The 6112-nt window shown below is 60.5% G+C and carries 5 protein-coding genes; all 5 read left to right on the forward strand.

The genetic code is table 11. The features are described from left to right. Positions 1-198 precede the first annotated feature (198 nt). Complete coding sequence (nuoH, locus tag U9R81_RS08340; RefSeq protein ID WP_322495022.1) at positions 199-1524, forward strand: NADH-quinone oxidoreductase subunit NuoH; 1326 nt, start codon at positions 199-201, stop codon at positions 1522-1524. A gap of 58 nt (positions 1525-1582) precedes the next feature. Next, on the forward strand, positions 1583-2236 hold the full coding sequence (locus tag U9R81_RS08345; RefSeq protein WP_322495023.1) for an NADH-quinone oxidoreductase subunit J: 654 nt from the start codon (positions 1583-1585) through the stop codon (positions 2234-2236). Between the two features lie 3 nt (positions 2237-2239). Next, entirely contained in the window at positions 2240-2557 is a 318-nt protein-coding gene (gene nuoK / locus U9R81_RS08350; RefSeq protein WP_322495024.1) for an NADH-quinone oxidoreductase subunit NuoK, read from the forward strand. A gap of 48 nt (positions 2558-2605) precedes the next feature. Continuing rightward, positions 2606-4807, forward strand: a complete 2202-nt coding sequence (gene nuoL / locus U9R81_RS08355) for an NADH-quinone oxidoreductase subunit L (RefSeq protein ID WP_322495025.1) — start codon at positions 2606-2608, stop codon at positions 4805-4807. Positions 4808-4810: 3 nt separating this feature from the next. Continuing rightward, positions 4811-6112: NADH-quinone oxidoreductase subunit M (locus U9R81_RS08360; protein WP_322495026.1), on the forward strand; the 1302-nt coding region annotated here is incomplete at its 3' end.

Below are 6112 nucleotides of genomic sequence, written 5' to 3' on the forward strand. Positions count from 1 at the left end.
CCTGCCGCGCCGCCGAGCGACAAAGCCGCCCGGCTGGCGGCCATCCGCGCTGCCAACGCAGCCAAGAAACAACAATCAGGCGACGGATCGTAGAACCGCACGGCGTGCGGCTCTCAGAAAACCGCCGCACAGTTGCGGCTCCGGTGAAGAGAGGGATGTAAAGCCGCACGGCGTGCGGCTCCATCAATGGAGACGTCCATGTACGACATGATTGCTGCCTTGATCAACGGCGCTTTGGGTTGGGGATGGCCAGAATGGGCATTGCACCTGCTCAGCCATATCTTGGTCGTCACGATCGTGTTGGTGGTGGCGCCGTTCCAGATGCTTTTCTTCACCTACTACGAGCGCCGGGTGATTGCGCGTATGCAAGACCGTGTCGGCCCGAACCGGGTCGGCCCCGAAGGCATTTGGCAACCAATAGCCGATGGCGTCAAGATGTTTACCAAGGAAGACATCGTGCCGCAGGCTGCCGACCGGATTGTGCATTTCCTCGCTCCATGCGTGGTTGTTACCCCAACGATCCTGATGTTTGCGGTGGTGCCGTGGGGGCCGGGAATGGTGCCGGTTGATCTGCCGACCGGCCTGCTCTTCTTTTTTGCGATCTCGTCGATCAGCGTGGTGGGGCTGATGATGGCCGGTTGGGCTAGCAACAACAAGTTTTCGCTGTTGGGGGCGATGCGGGCCGTGGCTCAGATGGTGTCATACGAGATTCCGGCCGTGCTGGCGCTGATCGCAATTGTAATCGTGGTGGGATCGCTGTCGATTAATGAGATTATTGCCTATCAGACCGGTTTGATCATTAGCAACCGCGACTTGCCCGGCATTCCCGATCTAGGATTGGGTTGGTTTGTGTTTACGCCGGTTGGCTTTGTCGCCTTTATCGCCTTCTTTATTGCCGCTTTAGCCGAAGGCGAACGCACCCCGTTTGATATTCCCGAAGCCGATTCAGAGATCGTCGCTGGCTATATGACCGAGTATAGCGGCATGAAATTTGGTCTCTTCTACCTTGCCCAATATGTGTTGAATTTCCTGCTCTGCGCGATTACGGCGATCATTTTCTTTGGCGGCTGGCAAGGGCCGGGGGTCGGCTGGCTCTACGCGCAAGGCATTACGCCGGAAAATCCCAACGGTAACGGGTTGTTCAATGTGCTGGCCGGTGTTTTGGGTGTGTTCTACTTCTTGCTCAAGACCTACATCTTCTTCTTCGTGATGGTCTGGCTGCGCGGCGCGCTTCCCCGGCTGCGCATCGATCAGTTGATGGATTTCGGCTGGAAGTTTCTTATTCCGTTGACGCTGGCCAATCTGTTTAGCGCCGCGTTGTGGGTCGCCTTCACCCGCTGGGGACCGGCCGAAGGGATGCTGATCACGGTTGGTTGGTCGCCGGTGTTGCGCTGGCTAGCGGCGTTTATCGTGACGTTGGCGATCAATCTGGGGGTCTATCTGTGGCTGACGCGAGTCTACGCGGCGTCGCAGGCTGAACGGCGCCGGGCCGAGCTGGAAGAGTTGATTGCGGCGGGGTCGTGATGGTATCGCTGCGCCTTCGCATCGTTGCGTTACGCAATTCAGACAGCAGGAACGTGTGATGGAAGTCGTTGTTCAAGTTGTTTTTGGGCTAATTGCCCTCTTTATTCTGGGCGCGGCGGCGATGGTGGTCTCGGTGCGCAATGTCATCCATTCGGCGCTGTGGCTGATCGCCTGTTTCTTCGGCGTCGGCGCGCTCTATTTGTTGCTTCAAGCTGAATTTTTGGCGGTGGTGCAGGTGCTGGTCTACGTCGGCGCGGTGTCGGTGCTGATCTTGTTTGCGATTATGCTCACGCGCCAGATCAGCGGCGAAGGGGTGCGCCAACTGACCTCGCGCTGGCCGGTGGTGCTCGTCGTTACCGTGTTGCTCTTTGCGACGGTAATGGCACCGACTTTGATCAACCAGCAGTGGAATGTGCCGCCGGCCCTGCCGTTGGGCACGCCGGAACCGATCGCTGGCCCCGCCGAGTTGGGCCGCGGGTTTGTGAACGAGTTCCTGATCCAGTTTCAAGTGGTTGGCGTGCTGTTGACTGTGGCCCTGATCGGCGCGATCGTGATTGCGTTTGAAGAGCGCGCGCGGCGGCGCAGAGTGTTGACGTTGGCGGAAGAGTTGGAGTTGAAGCGCCTGAGTGAACGCGCAACCCAGACCGAAACGTCTGAACCGGTAGAGGCCGAGCCGGTGGCGCGCGAGACGCGCCCCGCCAGTGAGGGGTGACAGATGCTGAATGCAGTGCCATTGCCGGCGGTACTGACGCTGGCCGCCGCCCTCTTTTGCATTGGGTTATTTGGCGCGCTCTCGCGCCGGAATCTCATTGGGGTGCTGATGGGTGTTGAGTTGATGCTCAATGCCGTCAATATCAATTTGGTCGCGTTTTGGCGCTATTTCGAGCCGCGCTACATCACCGGCCAGACTTTTGCCATCTTTATTATTGCGGTGGCCGCCGCCGAGGCGGCGGTCGGCTTGGCGATGGTGATTTCGGTCTATCGCCATTATGTGACCGTCAATGCCGATGAAGTGGATCAATTGCGTGGGTAACGGTACGAGCGAATGAGTGTGGTGGTGTTGATCTAACCCGGAGCGTGTATGGCATTTTTCTTGCAAAATGCTTGGCTGATTCCGCTGTTGCCGTTATTGGCCAGCGCCATCATTACGCTCACGCCGATCCGGTGGCAGGCGATGGCGAGCGCGTGGCTGGCCACCGGCTTGATGATGGTGGCGACGGTGCTGGCGCTTGGCTTGTTGGCGGCAGTGGCCGGCGGGTGGGCATTGCACCACGGTGAGCTGGTGCAACTCGCGGCTCATTACGGCAAACACGGCGCGTTTGCCTTCCCCGAACCGAATGTGGTGCAGCGGCTGGTGTGGGCGCCGACCGGCGATACGGTGTTGCAGATGGGGATCTACATTGATGGCGCAGCAGCGGCGATGCTGGCCATGGTGACGATTACCTCAACCTGCATTCACCTCTTCTCGATCGGGTATATGGCTGCGCACCCGCGCCAGAGCCGCTTCTTCAGCTTTATCGCGCTCTTTACGGCGGCGATGTTGCTGATGAGCATGGCCGATAACCTGCTCCTCTTCTTTATGGCGTGGGAGATTATGGGCCTCTGCTCGTATCTGCTAATCGGCTTCCTCTACGAGCGGCCTAGTGCGGCCCGCGCCGCGGTGAAGGCGTTTATCACCACCCGCATCGGCGATGTTTTGCTGCTGTTGGGGATTGTTTATCTCTATGCGCAGGCTGGCGGGATCTCCTTCGGCAATGAAGAGGGCGGCATCTTCTATCCGCCGCTGCTTGAGCGGCTGGCGAGCGAAACTGGCGCGCTCGGTCTGAGCCACGCCGCCGGGATTGCGCTGCTGATCTTTGGCGGTACGGTCGGCAAATCGGCCCAGTTCCCGCTGCACGTCTGGTTGCCTGATGCGATGGAAGGCCCGACGCCGGTGTCGGCCCTCATTCACGCCGCAACGATGGTGGCTGCCGGCGTCTTTCTGGTGGCACGCACCTTCCCCATCTTCGCCGCCGACCCGACCTCGTTGGGTGTGGTGGCCTTTATCGGCGCGTTTACCGCGCTCTTCGCGGCGACGATTGCTTTGGCCCAGTTTGATATCAAGCGCATTCTAGCCTATAGCACCCTCTCGCAGCTCGGCTTTATGGTGGCGGCGCTCGGCGTGGGCGGTTGGGTGGCGGCAATGTTCCACCTGATTACCCATGCCTTCTTTAAGGCCCTACTCTTCCTTGGGTCGGGATCGATTATTCACGCGATGGAGCAGCAGCCCTCGATCCAGCGCATCCATCACGACGACGAATATGCTGCCCAACAGACGGCGCAAGACATTCGCAATATGGGCGGGTTGCGCACCCGCTTGCCGTGGACGTTCTGGACGTATACCGCCGGCTATCTGGCGCTGGCTGGCATTGTGCCGTTTGCCGGTTTCTGGAGCAAAGACGAGATTCTGCTCGACGCCTTCAAGCACAATCTGGCCGTGTATCTGACTCTGAGCGCAGCGGCGTTCTTGACCGCGGTCTATATGACTCGCCAGTGGTGGCTGGTCTTCTTTGGCGAGTATCGCGGTGCGCATCCGGTGGTATTCCAGAACCCTGACGCTCCCGCCGGACATGCTGAGCACGGGCACGCTGATCACCACCACGGAGATCATCACCACGATCACGGTGAGCACTGGCACGAAGACCCGCGCATGATTGCGGCGTTGGTGGTGCTGGCCAGCTTTGCGGTGACTGCCGGCGCATTCAATCTGCCGTTCGACGGCCCCGGTGGGCATTGGCTGGCGAGTTTGTGGGGGCAAGAGGCGGCGAAGCTGAATCCGCTGGTGGCTGGGTTGTCGTTGCTGATTGCGCTGGCCGGGATCGGGTTGGGCTGGTTTGGCTACCGCAACGCCTTCGCTACTGCGGCCGATACCGACCCGCTAGCGGCGCGCGCGCCGGGGTTGTTTGCCATCCTCAATGCTAAGTACCGGATCGATGAGCTGTACGCGGCGACGATTGGCCGGTTAACGGCGAGCCTCGCGACGGCATGGTCGTTAATCGACCGCTCGGTGATTGACCGGCTGGTTGATGGCATGGGCCGCTTTACCTTCGGTTTGGGCAAGGTCAACTTCATCATTGACGACACCTTGCTCAATGACGGGCCGGATGGCTTGGCGAGCGGCACCCAAGGCACTGGCCGCCAAGCCCGCCGGTTGCAGACTGGCAAGGCCCAAGATTACTTGATCTATGTCTTTAGCGGTCTACTGGCGCTGGCTGTGTTCTGGCTGTATGTGATTGGGCGATAGCGTATGAATCTCCCAGAGTATCTTCTTCCTGCCGCTGATGGCGTGCCGTGGCTGACCTTGCTGGTGCTGTCGCCGCTGGTTGGCATTGCCTTGATCGGGTTGTCATGGCTGCTTAAGCTCGATGAGCGGACGATTAAGACCGGCGTGCTGGCGTGGACGGGGGTGCCGCTGTTGTTGGCTGGCCTGATCTGGGCGCGGTTCGATCCGAATGCGGTGGCGGGCGGGCAAGGCGCAGTGCAGTTGGTCGAGCGGGTACCGTGGATTCAGGCCATCCGGGTTGACTATTTTCTCGGCGTTGATGGTCTAAGCCTGCCGCTGGTGTTGCTGTCCGCGGTGATGACGCCGGTGGCGGTGATCGCCAGTTGGGGCGTCAGCGAGCGGGTGCGGGCGCATCTGGCGTTGCTGCTCTTGCTTGAAGCGGCCATGCTCGGCTACTTTGTTGCGCTCGATTTCTTCTTCTTCTTCATCTTCTGGGAATTCAGTCTGGTGCCGGCCTTCTTCCTGATTCAAAACTGGGGTCGCGAACAGCGCCGCTACGCCGCCTTCAAGTTCTTTGTCTACACGATGGCCGGCTCGCTCGGCATGCTGCTGCTCTTCCAACTGATCTACCTGTCGGTGCGGCAGGCTGGTTATCCGACCTTCGATCTGATCGCGCTAGGCCGGTTGGGGCAAAGCTTGCCGGTGGCCGGCGTCGAAGGCAATCTGCGCGACATTCTCTTTGCCTACCTTGAGCAGCTCGGCGTGACTAATGCGCTGGGCCGCTATCCGCTGCTCTACAGCAGCATCGCGATGTGGGCGATTTTCATTGCCTTTGCGATCAAGCTGGCGGTATGGCCCTTCCATACGTGGTTGCCCGACGCCTACGCCGAAGGGCCGACAGCGGCCAGCATCTTGCTCTCGGCGGTGATGAGCAAGATGGGGGCGTATGGCATGCTGCGGCTGTTGCTGCCGTTCACTCCCGACGCGGCGCAGTATTTCGCGCCGGCGCTGGCGGCGCTGGCGGTGGTTGGCGTGGTGGCTGGAGCCTTCGGTGCGTTGAACCACGTCAATGGCGACATCAAACGCCTGATCGGTTACACCTCGATCAACCACATGGGTTACGTGATGCTGGCGATTGCCGGCGCAGCAGCGGCAGGCGAAGCCGGGGTGGCGGCGCGGGCCAGCGCGATCAACGGCGCTTTGGTGCAGATGGTGGCCCATGGCCTCAGCACCGGCGCGCTGTTCTATCTGGCGGGGGCGTTGTACGAGCGCACCGGACGCTGGGAGCTGAGCGGTTTGGGTGGCTTGCGCGCGAGCGCGCCGGCC

The sequence above is a fragment of the Chloroflexus sp. genome (assembly GCF_034435895.1).
Taxonomy (GTDB): Bacteria; Chloroflexota; Chloroflexia; order Chloroflexales; family Chloroflexaceae; genus Chloroflexus.

Bases quoted from the DNA above. Each gene is read 5' to 3' on its own strand.
- nuoH (WP_322495022.1), top strand. From the start codon at position 199: ATGTACGACATGATTGCTGCCTTGATCAACGGCGCTTTGGGTTGGGGA.
- U9R81_RS08345 (WP_322495023.1), top strand. From the start codon at position 1,583: ATGGAAGTCGTTGTTCAAGTTGTTTTTGGGCTAATTGCCCTCTTTATT.
- nuoK (WP_322495024.1), top strand. From the start codon at position 2,240: ATGCTGAATGCAGTGCCATTGCCGGCGGTACTGACGCTGGCCGCCGCC.
- nuoL (WP_322495025.1), top strand. From the start codon at position 2,606: ATGGCATTTTTCTTGCAAAATGCTTGGCTGATTCCGCTGTTGCCGTTA.